At 73.0% G+C, this 21,027-nt stretch carries 21 protein-coding genes; 11 read left to right on the top strand and 10 right to left on the bottom strand.

All coding sequences use genetic code 11. The features are described 5' to 3' along the window. Positions 1-90: 90 nt before the first annotated feature. Both KBY32_RS03400 and KBY32_RS03395 read right to left on the bottom strand, forming a co-directional pair. Positions 91-720: an MBL fold metallo-hydrolase gene (locus KBY32_RS03400; protein WP_055624442.1), complete on the bottom strand. Its 630-nt coding sequence runs from the start codon at positions 718-720 to the stop codon at positions 91-93. After that, a complete protein-coding gene (locus tag KBY32_RS03395; protein WP_210978793.1) occupies positions 720-1,808 on the bottom strand; it encodes an S-(hydroxymethyl)mycothiol dehydrogenase in 1,089 nt (362 codons plus the stop codon). The genes KBY32_RS03400 and KBY32_RS03395 overlap by 1 nt, the downstream gene beginning before the upstream one ends. A 190-nt stretch (positions 1,809-1,998) precedes the next feature. Here KBY32_RS03395 and KBY32_RS03390 point away from each other — a divergent pair, with 190 nt between their 5' ends. Both KBY32_RS03390 and KBY32_RS03385 read left to right on the top strand, forming a co-directional pair. Continuing rightward, positions 1,999-3,666 carry a rhodanese-like domain-containing protein gene (locus KBY32_RS03390; protein ID WP_210978792.1) on the top strand — a complete coding sequence of 556 codons (1,668 nt, stop codon included), beginning with the start codon at positions 1,999-2,001 and terminating at the stop codon, positions 3,664-3,666. A 45-nt stretch (positions 3,667-3,711) separates the two neighbouring features. Then, positions 3,712-4,461, top strand: a complete 750-nt coding sequence (locus tag KBY32_RS03385; RefSeq protein WP_210978791.1) for a sulfite exporter TauE/SafE family protein — start codon at positions 3,712-3,714, stop codon at positions 4,459-4,461. Positions 4,462-4,482: 21 nt separating this feature from the next. Here the strand turns inward: KBY32_RS03385 and KBY32_RS03380 are convergent, their stop codons facing one another. Beyond that, entirely contained in the window at positions 4,483-4,770 is a 288-nt protein-coding gene (locus KBY32_RS03380) for a metal-sensitive transcriptional regulator (RefSeq protein WP_055624445.1), read from the bottom strand. A gap of 63 nt (positions 4,771-4,833) precedes the next feature. Here KBY32_RS03380 and KBY32_RS03375 point away from each other — a divergent pair, with 63 nt between their 5' ends. Continuing rightward, positions 4,834-5,430 carry a rhodanese-like domain-containing protein gene (locus KBY32_RS03375; protein ID WP_210978790.1) on the top strand — a complete coding sequence of 199 codons (597 nt, stop codon included), beginning with the start codon at positions 4,834-4,836 and terminating at the stop codon, positions 5,428-5,430. 90 nt (positions 5,431-5,520) lie between these two features. Continuing rightward, positions 5,521-7,275 (top strand): ABC transporter ATP-binding protein, encoded by a 1,755-nt coding sequence (locus tag KBY32_RS03370; protein ID WP_210978789.1) that lies wholly within the window; start codon positions 5,521-5,523, stop codon positions 7,273-7,275. A gap of 55 nt (positions 7,276-7,330) precedes the next feature. Here KBY32_RS03370 and KBY32_RS03365 read toward each other — a convergent pair whose 3' ends face one another. Next, complete coding sequence (locus KBY32_RS03365) at positions 7,331-7,630, bottom strand: hypothetical protein (RefSeq protein ID WP_055624448.1); 300 nt, start codon at positions 7,628-7,630, stop codon at positions 7,331-7,333. A gap of 176 nt (positions 7,631-7,806) precedes the next feature. On the opposite strand from KBY32_RS03365, the gene KBY32_RS03360 reads away from it, so the two are divergent. Beyond that, positions 7,807-8,172: a nuclear transport factor 2 family protein gene (locus KBY32_RS03360; protein ID WP_055624449.1), complete on the top strand. Its 366-nt coding sequence runs from the start codon at positions 7,807-7,809 to the stop codon at positions 8,170-8,172. Positions 8,173-8,223: 51 nt separating this feature from the next. On the opposite strand, the gene KBY32_RS03355 is transcribed toward KBY32_RS03360, so the two are convergent. Beyond that, positions 8,224-9,396 carry an alanine--tRNA ligase-related protein gene (locus KBY32_RS03355; protein WP_210978788.1) on the bottom strand — a complete coding sequence of 391 codons (1,173 nt, stop codon included), beginning with the start codon at positions 9,394-9,396 and terminating at the stop codon, positions 8,224-8,226. A gap of 296 nt (positions 9,397-9,692) precedes the next feature. Between KBY32_RS03355 and KBY32_RS03350 the strand changes: the two genes are divergently transcribed. Then, positions 9,693-10,796 (top strand): YihY/virulence factor BrkB family protein, encoded by a 1,104-nt coding sequence (locus KBY32_RS03350; protein WP_079033840.1) that lies wholly within the window; start codon positions 9,693-9,695, stop codon positions 10,794-10,796. An 11-nt stretch (positions 10,797-10,807) separates the two neighbouring features. Here KBY32_RS03350 and KBY32_RS03345 read toward each other — a convergent pair whose 3' ends face one another. Further along, positions 10,808-11,806: a CU044_5270 family protein gene (locus KBY32_RS03345; protein ID WP_210978787.1), complete on the bottom strand. Its 999-nt coding sequence runs from the start codon at positions 11,804-11,806 to the stop codon at positions 10,808-10,810. Further along, a complete protein-coding gene (locus KBY32_RS03340) occupies positions 11,799-12,347 on the bottom strand; it encodes an RNA polymerase sigma factor (RefSeq protein WP_210978786.1) in 549 nt (182 codons plus the stop codon). Before KBY32_RS03340 ends, KBY32_RS03345 begins: the two co-directional genes overlap by 8 nt. Here KBY32_RS03340 and ctaD point away from each other — a divergent pair. Genes ctaD through KBY32_RS03325 form a run of 3 tightly spaced genes read left to right on the top strand, consistent with a single transcriptional unit; the run spans position 12,346 to position 15,008 of the window. After that, positions 12,346-14,085 (top strand): cytochrome c oxidase subunit I, encoded by a 1,740-nt coding sequence (gene ctaD / locus KBY32_RS03335; RefSeq protein ID WP_374224895.1) that lies wholly within the window; start codon positions 12,346-12,348, stop codon positions 14,083-14,085. The genes KBY32_RS03340 and ctaD overlap by 2 nt on opposite strands. Continuing rightward, positions 14,082-14,423: a hypothetical protein gene (locus tag KBY32_RS03330; protein WP_210978784.1), complete on the top strand. Its 342-nt coding sequence runs from the start codon at positions 14,082-14,084 to the stop codon at positions 14,421-14,423. The genes ctaD and KBY32_RS03330 overlap by 4 nt, the downstream gene beginning before the upstream one ends. 39 nt (positions 14,424-14,462) lie before the next feature. After that, entirely contained in the window at positions 14,463-15,008 is a 546-nt protein-coding gene (locus KBY32_RS03325) for a hypothetical protein (RefSeq protein WP_210978783.1), read from the top strand. 19 nt (positions 15,009-15,027) lie between these two features. On the opposite strand, the gene KBY32_RS03320 is transcribed toward KBY32_RS03325, so the two are convergent. Further along, positions 15,028-15,690 (bottom strand): TetR/AcrR family transcriptional regulator, encoded by a 663-nt coding sequence (locus KBY32_RS03320; protein ID WP_210978782.1) that lies wholly within the window; start codon positions 15,688-15,690, stop codon positions 15,028-15,030. A 179-nt stretch (positions 15,691-15,869) separates the two neighbouring features. Here KBY32_RS03320 and KBY32_RS03315 point away from each other — a divergent pair, with 179 nt between their 5' ends. After that, positions 15,870-17,123, top strand: a complete 1,254-nt coding sequence (locus KBY32_RS03315; protein ID WP_210978781.1) for a YncE family protein — start codon at positions 15,870-15,872, stop codon at positions 17,121-17,123. Positions 17,124-17,163: 40 nt separating this feature from the next. On the opposite strand, the gene KBY32_RS03310 is transcribed toward KBY32_RS03315, so the two are convergent. Continuing rightward, positions 17,164-19,155: a translation factor GTPase family protein gene (locus KBY32_RS03310; protein ID WP_210978780.1), complete on the bottom strand. Its 1,992-nt coding sequence runs from the start codon at positions 19,153-19,155 to the stop codon at positions 17,164-17,166. Positions 19,156-19,391: 236 nt separating this feature from the next. Here KBY32_RS03310 and KBY32_RS03305 point away from each other — a divergent pair, with 236 nt between their 5' ends. Further along, positions 19,392-20,510 carry an XdhC/CoxI family protein gene (locus KBY32_RS03305; protein ID WP_210978779.1) on the top strand — a complete coding sequence of 373 codons (1,119 nt, stop codon included), beginning with the start codon at positions 19,392-19,394 and terminating at the stop codon, positions 20,508-20,510. A gap of 9 nt (positions 20,511-20,519) precedes the next feature. Here KBY32_RS03305 and KBY32_RS03300 read toward each other — a convergent pair whose 3' ends face one another. Further along, positions 20,520-21,020 carry a metallophosphoesterase gene (locus KBY32_RS03300; protein WP_210978778.1) on the bottom strand — a complete coding sequence of 167 codons (501 nt, stop codon included), beginning with the start codon at positions 21,018-21,020 and terminating at the stop codon, positions 20,520-20,522. Between the last annotated feature and the right edge of the window lie 7 nt (positions 21,021-21,027).

Here is a 21,027-nt window from a genome sequence, read left to right as displayed (position 1 = left end):
GACATCTTCTGTCGTGATTCATCGGGCGGTCGGACGGCTCACCCGGTCGAGCGGCTCATCCGGTCGGGCGGCTCACCCGGTCGGGGGCGGTCAGTGGCCCCGGTCGATCCACTCCTGCAGATGCGGTGCCTCGGCGCCGATGGTGGTCGGGTCGCCGTGGCCGGTGAGGACCTTGGTCTCCGGGGGCAGGGTGAGCAGCCGGTCGCGGATCGACTCGATGATCGTCGGGAAGTGGGAGTAGGAGCGGCCGGTGGCGCCGGGGCCGCCCTGGAAGAGGGTGTCGCCGGTGAAGACGGCGCCGAGTCCGGGGTCGTACAGGCAGACGGCGCCCGGTGCGTGGCCCGGGGTGTGCAGGACGGTGAGGTCGGCGCCGGCCACCTCGATGACCTGGCCGTCCTGGAGATGGGCGTCGGGGTCGCGGTCGGGGTGGGTCAGCTTCCACAGCGGAGTGTCGTCGGCGTGCAGCCAGATGGTGGCGCCGGTGCGGTCGGCGAGGGCGGGCGCGGCGTCGATGTGGTCGTTGTGGGCGTGGGTGCAGACGATTCCGGCGAGGCGCCGGTCGCCGACGGCCTCGGCGATGGCGTCGGCGTCGTGCGCGGCGTCGATGACGAGCACCTCGTGGTCGTCGCCGACGAGCCAGACGTTGTTGTCGACGTCCCAGGTGCCGCCGTCGAGGGTGAACTGGCCGGAGGTGACGAGGCGTTCGATGCGGGCGGCCATCAGAACACCACCACCGAGCGCAGCACGTCGCCGTGGTGCATCCGCTCGAAGGCCTTCTCGACGTCGGTGAGCGCGATCGTCTCGGTGACGAAGGCGCCCAGGTCGAGCCGGCCCTGGAGGTGCAGGTCGATCAGCATCGGGAAGTCGCGGGAGGGCAGACAGTCGCCGTACCAGGAGGACTTGAGCGCGCCGCCGCGGCCGAAGACGTCCAGCAGCGGCAGTTCGAGCTTCATCTCGGGGGTGGGCACGCCGACGAGGACGACGGTCCCGGCGAGGTCGCGGGCGTAGAAGGCCTGCTTGTAGGTCTCGGGGTGGCCGACGGCCTCGATGACGACGTCGGCGCCGAAGCCGCCGGTGAGTTCGCGGATCGCCTCGACGGGGTCGGTCTCACGGGAGTTGACGGTGTGGGTGGCGCCCATGTCGCGGGCCTTGGCCAGTTTGCGGTCGTCGATGTCGACGGCGATGATCTTCGACGCCCCGGCGAGCCGCGACCCGGCGATCGCGGCGTCCCCGACGCCTCCGCACCCGATGACGGCGACGCTGTCGCCCCGGCCGACGTTGCCGGTGTTGATGGCGGCGCCGATGCCGGCCATCACGCCGCAGCCCAGCAGCCCGGCGACCTGCGGGCTGACGGCCGGGTCCACCTTGGTGCACTGCCCGGCCGCGACCAGCGTCTTCTCCGCGAAGGCGCCGATACCCAGGGCGGGGGAGAGCTCCTGGCCGGTGGCGGCGAGGGTCATCTTCTGCTGCGCGTTGTGCGTGTCGAAGCAGTACCAGGGGCGTCCGCGCAGACATGCCCGGCAGTGGCCGCACACCGCGCGCCAGTTGAGGATCACGAAGTCGCCGGGCGCGACGTCGGTGACGCCGTCGCCGACCGACTCGACGACGCCGGCGGCCTCGTGGCCGAGCAGGAAGGGGAAGTCGTCGCTGATGCCGCCCTGCTTGTAGTGGAGGTCGGTATGACAGACACCGCAGGCCTGGACCTGGACGACGGCCTCGCCCGGCCCGGGGTCGGGCACGACGATCGTCTCCACCCGCACCGGCTCGTCCTTGCCCGCCGCGATCACGCCGCGTACTTCCTGCGCCATGTGCTCCACCCTTCTCTGGCGGCTGTGCGTCCTGTGCCGACCCTAGTTGTGACTGATCGGTAACGGCACGGAGGCGGGCCCGTTCCCCGGTGTTCCGACTGCTGAAAATACCCCCGGGGGTACCTCTGCTATCGTGGTCATATACCCCCGGGGGTAAACAGCGGAGGATCAGAAGGAGAGGAGTGCCGTCGTGTACTTCGTCGACACCATCGAGACACCGGGACTCGGCAACCGCGGCTATCTGGTGGGCGGCGCGGACGCCGCGGCCGTCGTCGATCCGCCGCGGGACGTCGACCGGGTGATCGCCGCCGCCGCGCGGCGCGGTGTGCGCGTCACACATGTGGTCGAGACACATGTGCACAACGACTATGTGTCCGGGGGCCTGGAGCTGGCCCGCCTCACCGGCGCCCGCTACCTCGTCCCGGCCGCCGCCCATGTGGCGTTCGAGCGGACCCCGGTAGCCGACGGCGACCGCGTCCGCATCGACGCCGGTCTCGCCCTGCGGGCGCTGGCCACCCCCGGCCACACCCCGCACCACACCTCGTACGTCCTGGAGGAGTCCGGTCGCGCGGTCGCCGTGTTCACCGGCGGCTCACTGCTGATCGGCACCGTGGGCCGGCCCGACCTGGTCGAGCCCGCGCTCACCGCCCGGCTGGCGCGCGCCCAGTACGACTCCGCGCACCGGCTCGCCGCCGAACTGCCCGACGAGACGGCGGTCCTGCCCACCCACGGCTTCGGCAGCCTGTGCGCCGCGACCCAGGCGGACGGCGGGACGGACACGACGATCGGGCGTGAACGGAAGATCAACGACGCCCTGCTGAAGGACGTCGAGACCTTCGTCGCCGAGCTGCTCGCGGGCCTGGACGACATCCCCGCGTACTACGCACACATGGCCCCGGCGAACACGCACGGCCCGGTCCCGGTAAACCTGACGCCCCCGCGGCTCGCCGGCGCCGAGGAGATCGCGGCGCGGCTGGCCGCCGGGGAGTGGGTCGTGGACCTGCGCAACCGGGTCGCCTTCGCCGAAGGCCATGTTCCCGGCTCCCTCAACTTCGCCGCCGAGGGGCAGTTCGCGGCCCTGCTGGCCTGGCTGCTGCCGTGGGGCAGGCCCGTCACGCTCCTCGCCGAGACACCGGAGCGGCTCGCCGAGGCGCAGCGCGAGCTGGTCCGGGTCGGCATCGACCGGCCGGTCGCCGCGGCGACCGGCTCCCCGGCCGACTGGACGGCGGGCGATGAGCCGCTGCGCTCCTTCCGCCGGGCCGGCTTCGCCGAGCTGGCCGCCGCGGACGACGCCGTGATCCTCGACGTCCGCCGGGACAGCGAGCGGGCGTCCGGGTACATCAAGGGCTCGGTGCACATCCCGCTGCATCTGCTGCGCGACCGCCTCGCCGGGATACCGGACGGCACCGTGTGGGTGCACTGCGCCGCCGGGGCCCGGGCCGCGATCGCCGCGTCCCTGCTGGACGCCGTGGGGCGCGAGGTCGTCGCGGTCGACGACGCGTTCTCCGCCGCGCGGGAGGCCGGGCTGCCCATGGCCCGCGTCACCCCGGCCGAGGCCCTGGCGCGTACGGACGCCGTCCTGCTCGACGTACGGGAGCCCGAGGCATGGGCCGACGGGCACGCGCCCGGCGCGCTGTCCGTACCGCTCGCCGCCCTGGAGGCGGGCGCGCCCCTGCCGTCCGCCGCCGAGGGCCGTCCCGTCGTCGCGATCTGCCGCTCGGGCCGGCGCTCCCGGGACGCCGCCGCCCTGCTCACGGCACGGGGCGTGGACGTCGTGGACGTGCTCGGCGGTATGCGGGCCTGGGCCGAGGCGGGGCTGCCCGTCGTGGCGGAAGCGGGCGCCGGCCGTGACCGGTAGGCGCCCGCGCGATCCCGTCACGCCCTGTGCGCCGGAACCGCTCCGGTGAGCGCGCTCGTCCTGGGGCTGCTCGCGGGCGGTGTGACCGGGCTCGCGCTCGGGGCGCTGGGTGGCGGCGGCAGCATGCTGGCGGTGCCCGCGCTGATGTATCTGCTCGGTCTGGCCCCGGCGGAGGCCGCCACCGCGAGCCTGGTCGTCGTGGCGGTCACCTCGGCGTCGGCCCTCGCGGCGCACGCCCGCCGGGGCACGGTCCGCTGGCGGGCGGGCGCGCTGTTCGCGGCGGCGGGCCTGGTCCCCGCCGCGCTCGGCGGCGCCCTGTCCGGGCGGCTGCCGTCCCACCTGCTGACCGGTGCTTTCGCGGTGATCGCCGCGCTCGCGGCGCTGCGGATGCTCAAGCCGTCGGCGACCGTACGGCACCCGGAGGTGCCGGTGCGCCGCGCGCGGGTCGTGCGGGCCGGGGCCGGGCTCGGCGCGGTGACGGGGGTGCTCGGGGTCGGCGGCGGTTTCCTCGCCGTACCGGCGCTGGTGGGTGTGGTGGGGCTGCGTATGCGGGCCGCGGTGGGCACCAGTCTGCTGGTCATCACCGTCAACGCGCTGGTCGCGCTGGGCGGCCGGGCCGGCTCGGCGGCGACGGTCGACTGGCCGGCCGTGGGGCCGTTCGCCGCGGCGGCGGTGCTCGGCGCCTGGGACGGCCGACGGCTGGCCGAGAAGGTCTCCGGCGGCACGCTCCAGCGGATCTTCGCGTGCGCCCTGCTGGCGGTGGCCGCCGTCATGCTGGCCGATGCCGTCCTGTGACGGGCCGGCCGATGCGGCGGTCTACGCCAGCGAGAGGAACAGCTTCTCCAGGCGTGCCTTCATCTGCTCCGTCGTCTCGCCGTTCGCGCGGCCCTTCTCCACGTCGGTCAGGCACTGCTGGAGGCCCGTCGCGATGATGGCGAAGCCGGCCCGGTCGAGGGCACGGGAGGCGGCGGCGAGCTGTGTCACGACGTCCTCGCAGTCCCGGCCCTCCTCGATCATCTTGATCACGCCGGAGATCTGTCCCTGTGCCCGGCGCAGCCGGTTCAGCACGGACTTGAGGTCGTCGCCCTCGAACTGAAGCTCCACGCTCACTCCTCCTTATACCCGTAGGGGTATATTACTCCCTTGCCCGAAAGGAACCCCTCCCCCATGAACGCTCCCCTGACCCCCACGGCCCTCGGCGTCGGCGAAGCCCGCGCCCGGCTGTCGGAGCTGACCGTCGTCGACGTCCGCACGCCCGGCGAGTACGCGGCGGGCCATCTGCCCGGCGCCCTGAACGTGCCCCTGGACCGGCTGCCCTCGGCCCTGCCGGCCCTGCGGCGGCTGCCCGCCGGGGAGCTACTGGTGGTGTGCGCCTCGGGCGCCCGCTCGGAGAACGCCTGCCGGCTCCTCGCCGAGCAGGGGGTGACGGCGCTGACGCTGACCGGCGGCACCCAGGGCTGGGCCGCGGACGGGCACGCCTTGCGCCGCCCCGAGTCGGGCGCGCGGGCCGGCTGGGCGATGGAACGTCAGGTCCGCTTCACGGCGGGCACGATCGTCCTGACCGGCATCGCCCTCGGACTGCTGCACCCGGCCTGGCTGTTGCTGTCCGCCGGTGTCGCGGGCGGCCTGGTCTTCTCGGCGCTCACCGACACCTGCGGCATGGCGGCGGTCCTCGCGCGGCTGCCGCACAACCGCCCCCGCGCCGCCGATCTCGACGCCACACTGGCCGAGTTGGACCGGCGCACGGCGGCACCGCGGGACTGAGCCGTGGGCCCGCCGGGCCCGGAAAAACCCCTCGGGCGGGCGTGGCGGCCCGACGTAGCCTGAAGGCTCCGCCCGACGCCGAGGAGCCCCGTGAGCATCGCCGAGACCGAGACCGCGCCGCCCACCTGGCGCCTGCTGCTGGGCTACGTCCGCCCGCACCGCTGGGCCCTGCTCACGGGCGCCGCGCTCTCCCTCCTCACCGGGGCCACCGGGCTGCTGCTTCCGCTGGTGGCACGGGACCTGATCGACGACCTGTCCCACGACCGGGCCATCGCCGGGGCGTTGCTGCTCATGTCCGCCCTGGTAGTGGCCAACGCGGCGGTGGGGGCACTGGGTTCGTACGTGCTGCGCCGCACCGCCGAGTCCGTCGTGCTCGGCGCGCGGCGGGCCCTGTCGTCGTATCTGCTGCGGCTGCGCATCACCGCCGTCGACCGCACCGAGCCCGGCGATCTGATGGCGCGCATCACCTCGGACACCACCCTGCTGCGCGAGGTGACGACGGACTCCCTGGTGGGTCTGGGCACCGGCGGGCTCACGCTGGTGGCGACGCTGGTCCTGATGGGCGTGGTGGACCCCGTGCTGCTCGGGGTCACGCTCGCCGTGATCCTCGTCGCCGGCACGGTCCTCGGGGTCATCGTGCCGCGCATCAACCGGGCCAGCCGGCAGGCGCAGGACGCGGTCGGCGTGATGGGGGCCTCGCTGGAGCGCATCCTGGGCGCGCTGCGCACGGTCAAGGCGTCCGGTGCCGAGGACCGCGAGGAGCGGACGCTGCACACGGCCGCCGAGGAGTCCTGGCGGCAGAGTGTGCGGGCCGCCAAGTGGTCGGCCGCGGCGGGCAACACGGCCGGGCTCGCCCTGCAGCTCGCGTTCATCACCGTGCTCGCGATCGGCGGCGCCCGAGTGGCGACCGGCGCGATCGACGTGGGCACCCTGGTGGCGTTCCTGCTGTACGTCTTCTATCTGATGTCGCCGATCCAGCAGGTCGTCGGCGCTATCACGCAGTACCAGACGGGTTCGGCGGCGCTCGCGCGGATCCAGGAGGCGCTGAGCCTGCCCGCCGAACCGGCCGCCGCCCCCGCCCCGTTGCCCTCCCCCGGCGCCCGTCCGGCCGCGCTGGCCTTCGACGACGTGCGCTTCCGGTACGGCGACGACGCGCCCTACGTCCACCATGGGGTGACGTTCGCCGTGCCCGCGCAAGGCATGACCGCGTTCGTCGGCCCCTCCGGCGCGGGCAAGACGACGGTGTTCTCCCTCATCGAGCGGTTCTACGACCCGGAGTCCGGGACGATCACGCTCGACGGCCGGGACCTGGCGGACTGGGAGCTGCCGGTGCTGCGCTCCGCGATCGGCTACGTCGAGCAGGACGCGCCGGTCCTGTCCGGCTCCCTGCGGGACAATCTGCTGCTGGGCAACCCCGACGCGGACGACGCCGACCTGGCCCGGGTGCTGAAGACGACCCGGCTGGACGGACTGGTGGCGCGGCTGCCGGGCGGTCTGGAGACGCTGGTCGGGCATCGCGGCACCAGGCTGTCGGGCGGTGAGCGGCAGCGGGTGGCCATCGCCCGCGCCCTGCTGCGCCGCCCCCGGCTGCTGCTCCTGGACGAGGCGACCTCGCAGCTGGACGCGGTCAACGAGGCCGCGCTGCGCGACACCGTCGCGGACGTCGCCCGGACGACGACGGTCCTGGTGGTGGCGCACCGTCTGTCGACGGTGACGATGGCGGACCGGATCGTGGTGATGGACGCGGGCCGGGTCCGGGCGGTCGGCACGCACCGTGACCTGGTGACGGCCGACCCGCTGTACGCGGAGCTGGCGGCGACGCAGTTCCTGGCGACGGCGGGCTGACCACACGCGAAGGGCCGCCCCCGGCTGGGGGGCGGCCCTTCGTATCGAACCTGGCCTACAGCGTGGGCAGCATCCTGGTGACCGGGGTGTCGACCGGGCGGAACTCCTGGGGCCGATTGGCCCGGCTCAGGTCCTTGAGCTGGTCGAGCCGGGTCAGCTGCTCGGACGGGCGGGGCATCCGGCCCTGACGGTCCGCGGGGACACCGCTCGCCGCGAGGGAGTCGAGCGTGGTCACCGCGTTCGGCAGGCCGGCGTCCGGGGCGGGCATCGGGGCCGCGTCCGCCAGGGGCGCGGCGAGACCGGTGAGACCGGCGGCCAGGCCGACGGCGGCTGCGATACGTCGTGTCGACTTCATGCCCGGCGCAACGCGGGCGGGCCTCGGCCGGACACGGCCCGCCCGCGCCGCTCACCCGTCAGGCGGAGCGCGCGCGGCCGGGGTTGCCCCGTCCCGCCGGGCGGAGGACGCTCGAAGCAGAGGCCCTGGCGGCCGCGGCCCCCTTCGTCGTGCCGCGGGTCTCGTAGGAGGTCACCATGGGCACCAGCACCACCCCCTCGTTCGACACGGACACCCTGCGCCGGGCCGTGGAGGGGAACACCCCGGACACCCTTCTGTCGCTCTACACCGACGACGCCGAGATCCGGGTGGTCAACCGCAACGCGCAGCCCAGCAGCCCGAAGGTGCTGCGCGGCCGCGACGAGATCGCCGACATGCTCACCGACGTCTACAGCCGGGACATGACGCACAAGCTGGAGGGCTGCGTCGTGCAGGGCGACAACGCCGCCTACAGCGAGTCCTGCGAGTACGCGGACGGCGTACACGTGATGTCCGAGTCCATGATCACGCTGCGGGACGGGAAGATCTCACGGCAGATCATCATCGAGGCGTGGGACGAGTAACCGCTCCGCTTCACCGGGGGGCCCGGGACGCCCGTCCCGGGCCCCGCCCGGTCAGCCGGCCCGCAGGCCCGTGACGAGGTCGCGCGGCAGACCGTACGTGTCGTGCAGGCGGCGGTAGTCGTCGTCGCTCAGCTTGCCGGAGAACTCCGGCCGGTCCAGCACACGGCGGCCCCGCCGCACCAGGTCGCGGAACCGGCGCTCCTCCTCGTCCAGCACCCCGCGTACCTCGTCCGGCCCGGTGGGCAGCCGGAAGTGGTCCAGGGTGTGCCGCAGCGGCTCCTGCGGCAGATCGGAGAGGGTGCGTGAGGGGTCGTCGCGCCACAAGGTGGTGAGGGCCCGGCGGACGAGGCGGCGCAGGACGTAGCCGTGTGAGCCGGCCGACGGCCGGACGCCGTCGCCGATGACGACGGTGGCGGACCGCAGATGGTCGATGACGAGCCGGGTCCCCCGCTCGTCCAGGCTCCACAGCGGCGGCAGGTGCCGGGCCCACGGTTCGAACAGGTCGGTCCCGTACACCGAGTCGCGGCCCTGGAGGAGCATCACCAGCCGCTCCAGCCCCATGCCGGTGTCGACGTTGGGCTGCCGCAGCGGCTGGAGCGTGCCGTCCTCGGCGCGGTGGTGGCGCATCCCGACGTGGTTCCAGACCTCGACCCAGCGGGGGTCGGTGGTGGGGGTGCCCTGGGGCGGGGTGCCGGGACCGCCGGTCCACACGAAGATCTCGGAGTCGGGGCCGCACAGCCCGGCCGGTCCGTGGGACCACCAGTTGTCGTCCCGGACCGTCTCGACGGGCAGCCCCAACTCCCGCCAAGTGGCGAGCGATTCATCGTCGGGGCCGATCTCGTCGTTGCCGCCGAAGACGGTGACGTGCATCCGCTCCGGGGGGATGCCGAAGCCTTCGCGCAGCAGCTCGCAGCCCCAGCGCAGGCTCTGCGGGAGGCCGTAGTCGCCGAGTGACCACGAGCCCAGCATCTGGAACACGGTGAGGTGGGTGCGGTCGCCGACCTCGTCGAGGTCGGTGGTGCGCAAGCAGCGCTGGACGCCGCTGAGGCGCCGCCCGAGCGGGTGCGGGCGGCCCTCCAGATGCGGGATGAGGGGGTGCATGCCCGAGGTGGTGAACAGGACGGGGTCGCCGGGCGGCGGCAGGAGGCTGCCGCCGTCGATCCGGTGGTGGCCGCGCTCCTGGAAGAAGTCGGTGAAGGTGCGCATGAGCTGGTCGGTGTCCATCACGGAGGGTCCTTCGGTCGTGGAGACCGGAAAGAGCCGCGAGGCGCGGTGCGACCGGGAAAGGGCGGCACACACCGGCGGCCGTTTCCGGCCGCCGGGGAGAGTGGGATCAGGCGCGGGCAGCCGGGGAGCCGGTCGCTCGCGCGGCTGCGGTGTGTCGGTGCCCGTTGCCCTTCATGGGCCCGACGTTAACAGTGTGCGATCCGCTGGTCACCGTATTTTCGGAGGGCGGGCGAACCGGGCGATTCCGGTCCGCGGGCGTGCGTGAGCCGGACGGGGCCGGATACCCGGGGTGCATGACGCGACGACTCACATCCAGGCACACGGAGCCCGAGGAACGGTCCGCTGAGCGGCCGGACCCGGGCGAGGGCGGGCGGGGACAGGGGCCGGAGACCGGGGCGGAGACCACGCAGGAGCGGTTCGGCCCGGATCCCCAGGTGGAGGGGCGCGCCCCGGACTCGCCCACCGACATGCCCAAGAGGTCGTGGTTCGCGGCGCTCAAGGGCACCCTGCGGGAGTTCAAGGACGACGAGCTGACCGACCGCGCGGCGGCGCTGACCTACTACGGCGTGCTGTCGCTGTTCCCGGCCCTGCTGGTGCTGGTGTCCCTGCTCGGGCTGGTCGGCAAGTCGGCCACCGACAAGGTGATGGAGAACATCGAGAAGATGGCCCCCGGCTCGGCCCGGGACATCCTCACCGGCGCCGTCGAGCAGCTGCAGGGCAACGGCGGCCTCGGTTCGATCATGGCCGTGGTCGGCATCCTGCTGGCCGTGTGGTCGGCGTCCGGCTATGTCGCCGCCTTCATCCGCACGGCGAACGCCGTCTACGACATGCCGGAGGGCCGCCCGATCTGGAAGGTGCTGCCGGTCCGGCTCGGGGTGACGGTGGCGCTGATGGTGCTGGCCGTGATCAGCGCGCTGATCGTCGTCTTCACCGGGTCGCTGGCCAAGGAGGTCGGCAGCACGCTGGGCATCGGGGACACCGCGCTGACGGTCTGGGCCATCGCCAAGTGGCCGGTCCTGGCGATCCTGGTCACCACCATGATCGCCCTGCTCTACTGGGCGTCCCCCAACGCCAAGGTGCGCGGCTTCCGGTGGGTCACGCCGGGCAGCGCCCTGGCCCTGGTGATCTGGCTGATCGCCTCGGGCGGCTTCGCCGTGTACGTCGCCAACTTCGCGTCGTACAACAAGACGTACGGCACCATGGCCGGCGTGATCGTCTTCCTGGTGTGGCTGTGGATCGGGAACCTGGCGATCCTGCTCGGCCTGGAGTTCGACGCCGAGGCGGTGCGGCAGCGCGCGATCGCCGGCGGGCATCCCCCGGAGGAGGAGCCGTACGCGACGCCGCGCGACACCACCGCGTGGGACGAGCAGGACAAACGCCGGCTGGGCAGCCCCTGATCGCCCCTCGGTCAGCGCATCCAGGCGCTGTACGCCATGACGTCCCCGGGCCTGACCCCGTACCGCGGGTCGGCCCGGGTGAACGTCGTCTCCAGGCCGAGGACGGCGCCGGTGCGCGGGTCCATGATCAGCAGATGGGCGAGACCGCGCTCCTCGTAGCTGTAGGCGAGCCCCTGCCTTCCCAGCCGGTCGGTCACCCGGCCCGCAGGGCGCAGGCCGTCGGTGCCGGCGAGCAGTTCGGCCAGGGCGGCGGACTCCCGGGCGCCCAGCGTCCAGTTGTCGAGCATCAGCTCCACGGCGTCGAGGAGGGTGCCGGTGTCGAGTCCGTCGGGTTCCGATGCCGCCTCCTGGAGCCAGGCCCGCAGCCGGGTCGCGTCACGCGGCGGCGGGGACTGGGGCGGGGCGTCGCTCCAGCTGCGCGGATAGGAGCGGCGGCTGAGGACATGCCCGTCCTCGACGAGCCGGGGTCCGTCCTCGCCGTCGCGCAGGACGGGGCGGCCCGGGTGGGTCGGGTCGGTCGCCACCACGAGCTCGGTGTGGCTGCCGTCGGGCTTCCAGCGCACGATCCGCTCCTCGGGGAGGGTGATCGGCGGCTTGTCCTCGCTCATGGCGAGGCTCCACGACTGCACATGGGTGCCCTTGCGCAGGGCGTCCCCTCCGACGGCCGCGTCCGCGCGGGCCCGCCGCGCCAGCTCGTCCAGGGACACCGGGGTGGCGTCGGCCCGTACGACGAGGGGGCGGGGGGCGGCCACGGCGGGCGAGGTCGCGGTGCCGCCGACGACCAGGCTGAGGGTGACGGCCGCGGCGACGGCGGCCAGGACCGCCCAGGCCGGCCGGGAGCGGACGACGGGGCGCAGACCCGGCCACCGGAGCCGGCGGCGGGCGGGCGGCTCGCGCCGCAGATCGGCGAGGAGGCGTTCGGCCCGCTGGCCCAGGGGTCCGTCGCCGAGGCGCGGATGATCGGCCGGTACCGGGTCGGCGGCGCGCAGGAGGTCGAGTTCGTCAGCCATGGTGCTGCTCCTTCGTGGCTGTCGTACCGGTCGTGAGGGCGGGGCGGAGCCGGTCGATCTCGGCCTTCAGCCGGTGCCGGGCCCGGTGCAGCCGCATCGACGCGGCGCGCCGGCCGCAGCCGAGGACCACGGCGATCTCCTCGACGCCCAGCTCCTCCCAGGCCGCGAGGCGCAGCACCTCCTGATCGGCCGGGGACAGCCGGGCCAGCGCGTCGTGCACCCAGGCGCCGGGCGGCTCGGCGTCGGGGCCGGCCGCGATGTGCCGGCCGTGCGCCGCGTCGTCGTTGCCGAGGCGGTCGACCAGCCGGCGCCGGCGCCCGTAGCCGCGTACCGCGTTGGCGAGGCAGTTGCGTGCCACGCCGTACAGCCAGGGCAGCGGGGCGTCCGGGAGGTCGTCCCGGCGCCGCCAGGCGACGGTGAACACCTCCGCCACCACTTCCTCCACCTCGCTCGTCCGGCCGTCCAGTCGCCGCGCGACATAGCGGCTGACCGCCCAGTAGTGCTCGCGATAGGCAGCGGCGAAGATCTCGTCGTTGCTCATGCTCCGTTCGTGTCCGGCACCCGCCGGATCGTCACACCCTCCCCCGGTGATTCTCGTCGCCCCGGCCGGGTGTGACGCTCGGGCCCCCCGCGGACACAGGCGGGGTGTGAAAAGGATCAGAGACATCAGGGGCGTCCGGGCCGTGCGGTGGCTGACGACGACCGACCACAAGACGATCGGCACGCTGTACCTGGTCACGTCGTTCGTGTTCTTCGTGATCGGTGGCGTGATGGCGCTGGTCATGCGCGCCGAGCTGGCCCGGCCCGGTCTGCAGATCATGTCGAACGAGCAGTTCAACCAGGCGTTCACGATGCACGGCACGATCATGCTGCTGATGTTCGCGACGCCGCTGTTCGCGGGCTTCGCGAACTGGATCATGCCGCTGCAGATCGGCGCGCCCGACGTGGCGTTCCCGCGGCTGAACATGTTCGCCTACTGGCTGTACCTGTTCGGCTCGCTCATCGCGGTGGGCGGGTTCCTCACGCCGGACGGCGCGGCCGACTTCGGTTGGTTCGCCTACAGCCCGCTGTCGGACGCGGTCCGCTCGCCGGGCATCGGCGCCGACATGTGGATCATGGGTCTGGCCTTCTCCGGCTTCGGCACGATCCTCGGCTCGGTCAACTTCATCACCACGATCATCTGCATGCGCGCGCCGGGCATGACCATGTTCCGCATGCCGATCTTCGTGTGGAACGTGCTGCTGACCGCGGTCCTGGTCCTGCTCGCCTTCCCCGTGCTGGCGGCGGCGCTGTTCGCGCTGGAGGCGGACCGCAAGTTCGGCGCCCATGTCTTCGACTCGGCCAACGGCGGAGCGTTGCTGTGGCAGCACCTCTTCTGGTTCTTCGGACACCCGGAGGTGTACATCATCGCGCTGCCGTTCTTCGGCATCATCAGTGAGGTCATCCCGGTCTTCTCCCGCAAGCCGATGTTCGGCTACATGGGCCTGATCGCGGCGACCATCGCCATCGCGGGTCTGTCCGTGACCGTGTGGGCGCACCACATGTACGTCACCGGCGGAGTGCTCCTGCCGTTCTTCTCCTTCATGACGTTCCTCATCGCCGTCCCCACCGGCGTGAAGTTCTTCAACTGGATCGGAACGATGTGGAACGGCTCGTTGTCCTTCGAGACGCCCATGCTGTGGTCCTTCGGGTTCCTGCTGACGTTCGTGTTCGGAGGTCTGACGGGCGTCATGCTGGCCTCTCCCCCGCTGGACTTCCCGACCTCGGACACCTACTTCGTGGTGGCCCACTTCCACTACGTCATCTTCGGCACGGTGGTCTTCGCGATGTTCGCCGGATTCCACTTCTGGTGGCCGAAGTTCACCGGCAAGCTGCTCGACGAACGCCTCGGGAAGATCACCTTCTGGACGCTGTTCATCGGCTTCCACGGCACCTTCCTGGTCCAGCACTGGCTGGGGGTGAACGGGATGCAGCGGCGCATCCCGGACTATCTGGCGGTGGAGGGCCTGACGGCGCTCAACACCCTGTCGACCGTCTTCTCGTTCGTGCTGGGCCTGTCGTTCCTGCCGTTCTTCTACAACGTCTGGAAGACGGCCAAGTACGGCAAGCCGGTCGGCGTCGACGACCCCTGGGGGTACGGCCGTTCGCTGGAGTGGGCGACGTCCTGCCCGCCGCCGCGGCACAACTTCGTCGTCCTGCCCCGGATCCGTTCGGAGTCCCCGGCGTTCGACCTGCACCATCCGGCGCCCGTGCCCGAGCGGGAGGTGGCCGCGCTGTGAGCGTCACGGACCGGTTCCTGAACGACATCGAGGGGCATCTGCTGCTCGCCGCGACACGCGCGGAGGGTCGTACGGCCGCCGAGCGGTTCTGCGAGCCGCTGCACTGGCTGACGCTCGCCCAACGCGAGGAGGTGGAGCGCCGGTTCGAGGAGGAGTATCTGACGCTGGCCCGCGCCTCCTGGCAGCGCACGGCGGACCGGGCCGGCGAGCTGCGCGAGGAGTACCGGACGGCGTACCGCGGGCTGCGGCGCCGGCTGGTCATGGCGTGGCTGGCGGCCTGCGCCCTCGGGGCCGGTGCCCTGGCCGTGTGTCTCGCTCCGGGCACGTTCCCCCGCTAGGCCTTCCCTCCGGGGCCGGCCCTGGTCATGATCCGGTGCATGACCGACGACGGGGCGCCCGTGTACGAGGCGCGCTACGGATGGGACCGCAGGACGGTGGGGATCCTGGCGATCTGCGCCGCGTTCACCGCCGCGCTCCTCCTCCCGGACATGCCGTTGTTCGCCCGGGTGCTGGGCCTGCCGCTGTTCGGCGGGGGCGGGCTGTTCATGGCCTTCGTGGCGCTGAGCCGCAAGGTCGCCTTCCGGGTGGACGAGACCGGTGTGCTCCTCGGCGGGAGTCCCGCCCGGTACCGGGCGACGACGGCCCATGTGCCCTGGAGCGATGTCACGGGGTTCGTGTTCTGGCGCCAGACCGTGGGCGGCGGCACCACCCTGCCCTACGTCGGCGTCACACGGAGAGAGGGTTCTCCGGCGCTGCCGGGCGACGGCCCCACGGCCCGTGCCGTTCTGGGCGCGCTCGTCCCGGTGCCGCCCGAGGTGGCGATGTCGTCCCGCGCGGTGAACGGGTGGCGCCTGGACCGGGACCGGCTCGCCGCGGCCGTCGCCCACTTCGCGCCGGGCGTGCCGGTGTACGACCAGTCCTGAGGACGGAGGTACGTCCGGCTCACGGTCCCACGGGCCGGGGGCCGGCCGGCTGGAGGATGCCGAGCAGGAGGCGGACCAGTTCGTCGACGACCTCGTCGAGGGTCGCCTCCACCCAGCCCGCGCTCCAGTCGTGCAGGAGTCCGTTGACGCTGCCGATGAACGCCGTCACGGCGAGGCGGTAGTCGCGGGGCGCCGCCTCGCCCCGGGCCACGGCGGACGCCACCTCGGCGCACACCAGGTCCACCCAGCGGGCGCGGCGGGCCAGGCGCTGCTCCTCCAGTCGGGGGCTGACGCCGATGATCTCGACGAAGGTGATGCGGATGCGGCGGGGGTCGGCGGTGACGTTGGCCGCGTAGGCGCGGAAGATCGCGGTGGCGCGCTCGGCGAGCGGCAGCGGCCCGGCGTCGGCCACCGCGGCCAGGACGGCCTCCTCCGCCCAGCCGTTGACCTGGAGGTGCAGCGCGGCCAGCACGTCCTCCAACGTGCGGAACTCCTCGTAGAACTGACGGGTCGACAGACCCGCGGCCATGCTGAGCGCGGCGACGGTCGTGCCCCGGTAGCCGGGGCTGTCGCCGAACAGCTGGAGTGCCGCGTCGAGGAAACGGCGCCGGCGCTCGGCCTGACGTTCCGCGGCCGACCTGCCGCCGTAGCGGCCGGTGGGCGCCCTGAGCCTGCCCGCCACGCTGTCCTCCCGCCGCCGCGCCGATCCCGGGCCAATTTTGTCGTGTACGCAGTCTTGTGGAGAAGGGCGCCCCCTCCTTACTTTTCAGTAAGTTGATTCTGAAAGCAAAGGTGTTCAGATTCACGACAGTTCCGGCACGCCCCACTCATGACGCCCCACCTCAGAGGAAGAGAGCAGTCATGCCTGCCATCAGATCCAGGCACCTGTGCTCCGTGGCCGCCGCCCTCGCCCTGACGGTCGCCGCTCCCGCGACCGCCGCCTCCGCCGCCGAACCGTCCGCCGCCGCCCTGCGGGAGGTGCTGTTCGTCGGCAACAACTGGGACGGCACCGCCGAAGTCATCGAGTCCTCCGGTGACTTCGCGAAGATCGGCCGGATCAACGTCATCCCCGACAAGGACGCGCGGATGGCGGAGATCAACGCCAATCCCATCAAGTGGATCTACTTCATGGCGATCCGCAACAGCGTCGGCGAGGGCCACGACCAGTTCGTGGACGACATGTACTCCACCCCGGACGGGAGGTCCGTCGTCGTCTCCCGTCCCAGCTTCGCCGACGTGGTCTCCCTCGACCTCGCCACCGGGGCCGTCAACTGGCGCTTCCCCGTCTCCGGTTACCGGGCCGACCACATGGCCGTCTCCCCCGACGGCAAACGGGTCGCCGTCTCCGCGTCCACGTCGAACACCGTGCACGTACTGGACATCGAGACGGGCCGGGAGCTCGGCAAGTTCGCCACCGGCGACAAGCCGCACGAGAACATCTTCACCAGGGACGGCAAGTACATCTACAACATGGCGATCGGCGACGTGAACACGCAGACCGACGCGCCCTGGCTGGACTGGACGAAGGGCGACCGGCGCATCACCGTCGTCGACGCCACCACGTACAAGCAGGTCAAGGTCCTCGACATGCGGCCCAAACTGGACGACCTGGGCCTGCGGGACCACTCCGACGCGGTGCGGCCCGCCGTGTTCTCGCCGGACGAGTCGAAGCTGTACTTCCAGGTGTCGTTCTTCAACGGCTTCTTCGAGTACGACCTCGCCACGGACCGGATCACCCGGACGAAGACCCTGCCGAAGAACCCGGCGACCAGCGACGACCGCACCACGTTCGTCAACGACTCCCGCCACCACGGCATCTCGATGAGCCCGGACGGCACCAAGCTGTGCGTGGCGGGCACGATGGACGACTACGCCACCGTCGTCGACCGCACCACGCTCACGGAAGGCCCGCTCGTCACCGCGTCGAAGCCCTACTGGGCCACGGTCAGCGGCGACGGGAAGTCCTGCGTGGTCTCCGAGAGCGGCACCGACCAGGTCACCGCCATCGACTTCGCCACCGGACGCAAGCAGGTCTCCGTGCCCGTCGGCGACCACCCCCAGCGGGTCCGGCTGGGCCACGTCCAGTCCGACTGGACCAGCCCCTCGGGCCGCTGACCGGCCCGGAACCCTCGGCACGCGCCCCCCGGGTAGGGGCTCACACCCCTACCCGGCGGGTCAGGTTCAGCAGGTACTCCTTGCGGTTCAGGGGGTTGAGGTCGGTGCGCGGGCGGCGGGGCACCGCGCCGGGCGGGGCGGGGGCGTAGTGGTCGAAGGCGGTCTCCAGCTCGGCCTCGCCACGGGTCAGGCCGGGCAGCCGCTGCTCCAGCGCGTGCACATGGGCCGCCGGGACCGTGCCCTCCAGCTCGCAGACCGTGCCGCGGGTCGTGGTGGTCGCCGGGACCGCGCGCAGCCCGGCGAGGGCGGGCAGCAGCGCCGCCAGGGTGTCGGCCGGGGTCTCCAGCCGGAACCGGTGCACGGGCTCGTGCACCCGGGTGCCCGCGCGGCGCAGCGCCTCCATGAGCACGAGCGGGGTCAGCCCCCGGAAGTCGTACCCGGTGCTGGACATGCTCTTGTCGAAGCCCTGGTGGGCGTGGCTCTGCCGGGGCGAGTAGCCGGAGTGCGTCATCGTGACCACGCAGTCGGGGACCCGCCAGCCGTACAGGCCCTGCCCGAGGGTCTCGCGCACGGTGTCCTCGACGGCCTTGAAGAAGGCGTACGGCATGGAGCCCAGCTCGACCTCCAGGCCGAAGCGCACACCGCTGCCGGGCGGGGCGGGTGCGACGCGCAGGCCGACGGTGGCCAGGAACGGGTTGCCGTCCTTCTGGTTGAACGCGGCCGCCTCGCCCTCGCCCAGCGGCCGTTCGACGCACAGCGGGGTCGTCTCGCGGAACGTGACGCGCAGTCCGGACTCCTCGGCGAGCGTGGCCTCGATGACCTCCTTCTGCACCTCGCCGTACAGGGACACATGGGTCTCCTGCCGCATCTCGTCGTGGCGCAGCCCGATGAGCGGGTCCTGTTCGGCCAGTCGGGTGAGCGCGCGGTGCAGGGCCCGGCGGTCGGTGCCGTCGGCCGGGTCGACGACCGTCTCCAGGGTGGGCGGCGCGAACAGGTGCCCGTGCGTCGTGGGGGGTGCCCCGAGGGCGTCGCCGATGCGGACGTCGGCCAGTCCCCAGAGGCGGGCGATCCTGCCCGCCCGCACCTCGTCGGCCCGGGTGTCGGTGCCCCCGTCGAAGACGCTGACGGCGGTGACACGGGCCTCGGCGCGGGAGCCGTCCTCACCGGCGGGCGGGCCGAACGGGACGCGGTCGCGGACTCGGAGGGTGCCGGAGAACAGGCGCGCGTAGGCGATCTTCTCGCCCGCCGGTCCCCGTTCGACCTTGAAGACGGTGCCGGAGAGCGGCCCGCCGGGGTCGCCGTCCGCCGGGGGCAGGAGGTCCCTGATGCCGGTGATCAGCGCGTCCACGCCGGCGCCGGTGTGGGCGGAGCCGCAGTACACAGGGTGGGCGAGGGCCCGCCGGGTGCCGTCGGCGAGGGCCGCGCGGACGTCGTCCGGGGACACACGGCCCTCGACGTACGCGGTGAGCAGGGAGTCGTCCAGGTCGGCCAGCACGTCCAGCGCGTCCGGGCCGGGTGGAGCGGGGACGAAGCGGGCGGCGCGGGTGCCGAGGCCGTGGGCGGTGCCCATCGGGACGACGGCAGGGGTCAGCCGTTCGCGTACGGCCCTTAGCACCCGGTCGGGGCAGGCGCCGCGCCGGTCGATCTTGTTGACGAACACCAGGGTGGGGATGCGCAGCCGGCGCAGGGTGCGCATCAGCACCCGGGTCTGCGGCTGGACGCCCTCGACGGCGGAGACGACCAGGACCGCGCCGTCGAGCACGCCGAGGACCCGCTCCACCTCGGCGATGAAGTCCGGGTGGCCGGGGGTGTCGATGAGGTTGACGGTCGCGTCGCCGAGAGCGAAGGAGACGACGGCGGACTTGATGGTGATACCGCGCCGGCGCTCCAGCGCGAGGGTGTCGGTCCGGGTGTTCCCGGCGTCGACGCTGCCGAGTTCGTCGATCACTCCCGCGGAGTGCAGGAGGCGCTCGGTCAGGCTGGTCTTACCGGCGTCGACATGGGCGAGGATCCCGAGGTTCAGTACGTGCACGAAGCGTCATGTCCTTATGCGAGGGAGTGGTTCCTGCCTGGGGGGACATGGACGCTCGGCGCATGATCGCTCCTGGTTCCTCTCCGTCGGTCGTTCGTGCCGGATCAGTGCAGCAGAACGGCGCTCGGGGCGGCAACGGATTTTGCGACCGGCGCGCGGCGGCACCCGGTGCGATCGTGGTGGTGCCGAGAACTGCCGAAAGGTGCCCTGCGGGGCGGCGGTGAGAGGAGCGGGCGATGCGGGAGATCCTCCCGGTGACCGCGGGCTGGTACACGGCCGGGCTGCCGTTCGGGCTGGCCACGGTGGTCGCCACCAGCCGCAGCGCCCCGCGCGACCCGGGCGCGGCGATGGCCGTGGGGCCCGGGGACGAGGTCGTGGGCAGCGTGTCCGGCGGCTGTGTGGAGGGGGCGGTCTTCGAGCTGGCCCAGGAGGTCGTGGCGAGCGGCGAGGCCCGCCTGGAGACGTTCGGGTACAGCGACGCGGACGCCTTCGCGGTGGGGCTGACCTGCGGCGGTGAGATCACGCTGCTGGTGCGCCCGGTGACGGCCGCGAGCGATCCGGTGTTCGGCGAGGTGGCGGGGTCGGTGGCGGCGGGCCGCCCGGTGACCGTGGCGACGGTGGCCGACGGGCCCGCGCCGCGCGGAGCCTCGCTCGCGGTGTGGCCGGACCGGGTCGCGGGGACGCTGGGGGCGTCCGGGCTCGACGCGGCGGTCACCGCCGACGCGCGCGGCGAACTCGCCCTGGGGGCCACGGGGACGCGGCACTACGGGCCGCACGGCGAGCGGCGCGAGGACGCGGTCGCCGTCTTCCTGCACTCGTTCGCGCCGCCGCCGCGCATGCTGGTCTTCGGCGCGATCGACTACGCGGCGGCGGTGGCGCGGATCGGGGCCTTCCTCGGCTACCGGGTCACGGTGTGCGACGCCCGCCCGGTCTTCGCGACCCCGGAGCGGTTCCCGGCGGAGGCGGAGGTGGTCGTCGACTGGCCGCACCGCTACCTCGGCCGTACGGACACCGACGGGCGCACGGTGATCTGCGTCCTCACCCACGACCCGAAGTTCGACGTGCCCCTGCTGGAGGTGGCGCTGCGCCGGCCGGCCGCGTACATCGGGGCGATGGGCAGCCGCCGTACGCACGACGACCGGATGCGGCGGCTGGCCGAAGCGGGGCTCGGCGAGGCCGAGTTGGGGCGGCTGCGCTCACCGGTCGGGCTCGACCTGGGCGCCCGTACGCCCGAGGAGGTCGCCGTGTCCGTGGCCGCCGAGATCGTGGCGCTGCGCTGGGGCGGCAGCGGGAGGCCGCTGACCGCGACGGACGGGGCCGTCCATCCACGGCGGGACGGCTCGCCCGGCGCGTGACACGGGAGGTCAGCGGCGCGGCAGCCGGTGCAGCTCCACGTCGGTGAGGGCGCCCGCGTCGACGGTCGCCGTCATGTACGTGCAGTACGGCTGACGGCGCCGGTCGGTGGGGGAACCGGGGTTGAGCAGCCGCAGCCCCGTGGCGGCCGTCGTGTCCCAGGGGATGTGGCTGTGCCCGAAGACGAGGACGTCGAGGTCGGGGAAGCGGGCCGCGCACCGCGCCTCGCGGCCCTGGGCGGCGCCCGTCTCGTGGACGACGCCGAAGCGCAGCCCGCCGAGTTCGGCCCGCGCGATCTCGGGGAGACGGGCGCGCAGCCCGGGCCCGTCGTTGTTGCCGTACACGGCGACGAGCCGTGCGCTGCGGCTCTCCAGCAGGTCCAGCGTGGCCGTGTCCACCCAGTCCCCGGCGTGGAACACCACGTCGGCGCGCGGGAGTTCGGCGAGCAGCGGCTCGGGCAGGGCCTTGGCGCGCTTGGGCAGATGGGTGTCGGACATCAGGAGCAGACGCACGCCGCCA

This window comes from Streptomyces sp. RK62 (genome assembly GCF_018070255.1).
Taxonomy (GTDB): Bacteria; Actinomycetota; Actinomycetes; order Streptomycetales; family Streptomycetaceae; genus Streptomyces; species Streptomyces nigra.
Note: the sequence above shows the minus strand (reverse complement) of the source record. Positions and strands in the feature narration are given on the sequence as shown.

Coding starts and splice junctions, on each gene's coding strand:
- ctaD (WP_374224895.1), top strand. CDS start 12,346: ATGCTCCGTTCGTGTCCGGCACCCGCCGGATCGTCACACCCTCCCCCG.
- KBY32_RS03305 (WP_210978779.1), top strand. CDS start 19,392: ATGCGGGAGATCCTCCCGGTGACCGCGGGCTGGTACACGGCCGGGCTG.
- KBY32_RS03325 (WP_210978783.1), top strand. CDS start 14,463: ATGACCGACGACGGGGCGCCCGTGTACGAGGCGCGCTACGGATGGGAC.
- KBY32_RS03315 (WP_210978781.1), top strand. CDS start 15,870: ATGCCTGCCATCAGATCCAGGCACCTGTGCTCCGTGGCCGCCGCCCTC.
- KBY32_RS03395 (WP_210978793.1), bottom strand. CDS start 1,808: ATGGCGCAGGAAGTACGCGGCGTGATCGCGGCGGGCAAGGACGAGCCG.
- KBY32_RS03350 (WP_079033840.1), top strand. CDS start 9,693: ATGACGCGACGACTCACATCCAGGCACACGGAGCCCGAGGAACGGTCC.
- KBY32_RS03365 (WP_055624448.1), bottom strand. CDS start 7,630: ATGAAGTCGACACGACGTATCGCAGCCGCCGTCGGCCTGGCCGCCGGT.
- KBY32_RS03360 (WP_055624449.1), top strand. CDS start 7,807: ATGGGCACCAGCACCACCCCCTCGTTCGACACGGACACCCTGCGCCGG.
- KBY32_RS03355 (WP_210978788.1), bottom strand. CDS start 9,396: ATGGACACCGACCAGCTCATGCGCACCTTCACCGACTTCTTCCAGGAG.
- KBY32_RS03400 (WP_055624442.1), bottom strand. CDS start 720: ATGGCCGCCCGCATCGAACGCCTCGTCACCTCCGGCCAGTTCACCCTC.
- KBY32_RS03345 (WP_210978787.1), bottom strand. CDS start 11,806: ATGGCTGACGAACTCGACCTCCTGCGCGCCGCCGACCCGGTACCGGCC.
- KBY32_RS03340 (WP_210978786.1), bottom strand. CDS start 12,347: ATGAGCAACGACGAGATCTTCGCCGCTGCCTATCGCGAGCACTACTGG.
- KBY32_RS03375 (WP_210978790.1), top strand. CDS start 4,834: ATGAACGCTCCCCTGACCCCCACGGCCCTCGGCGTCGGCGAAGCCCGC.